Raw genomic sequence first — 552 nt, 5'->3', positions numbered from 1 at the left:
TCGAAATGCAAATGCGGCATACCCTCATATTCGCCACGCCACCCCAACACATCCTTGCGCCGAACCTTCTTGCCCTCCCCGGAGACCGCCGGCGTCACCTCCCCCTTGTTCACCGAACCGGTCGGCATGCGCAGGAACTCGGGCATATCCTTGGCGTTCGCACTGTGCTGCTGATACTCGGCCAGCGGCAGCAGATGCATGTACAGCGAATAGAACGTCAGCGTGCGGCCTTCTCCAGTCTCGGTCGTATGCTTGAGCAACACAAATCCCGTATGGCTCACGCCGCCGTCAACCCCATGCTGACAAACGCGATAGGCAACGACCTCGCCGTCGGCAATCGCGTGCACCTTGCCCTTCGTATCGGGCTGAAGATGCACGCCGCAATGCCAGCGCCGATCAAACGCAATCGGATAGACGCCGTGGTCACATTCGAACTTGTCCACCGCATCCATCATCGGATCGGGGTTCGCACCGGTCGGGACCGCGAGACCGGCTTTGGGCAGAAACGGCGGGCTGATAATCATGATCGTTATTGTGTGTGGCTGTATTTGG

The 552-nt window shown here is 59.4% G+C and carries 1 pseudogene; it reads right to left on the bottom strand.

Features of this window, described 5'->3' with window-relative positions:
* Nucleotides 1–524: pseudogene (locus DIE15_RS36710) on the bottom strand (M23 family metallopeptidase); the annotation flags it as partial.
* Between the last annotated feature and the right edge of the window lie 28 nt (nt 525–552).

Origin of the sequence: Burkholderia sp. Bp9031, from assembly GCF_003857965.1 — a bacterium.
GTDB classification, from domain to species: Bacteria; Pseudomonadota; Gammaproteobacteria; order Burkholderiales; family Burkholderiaceae; genus Burkholderia; species Burkholderia ambifaria_A.
This window is presented reverse-complemented; position numbering and strand designations above follow the sequence as displayed.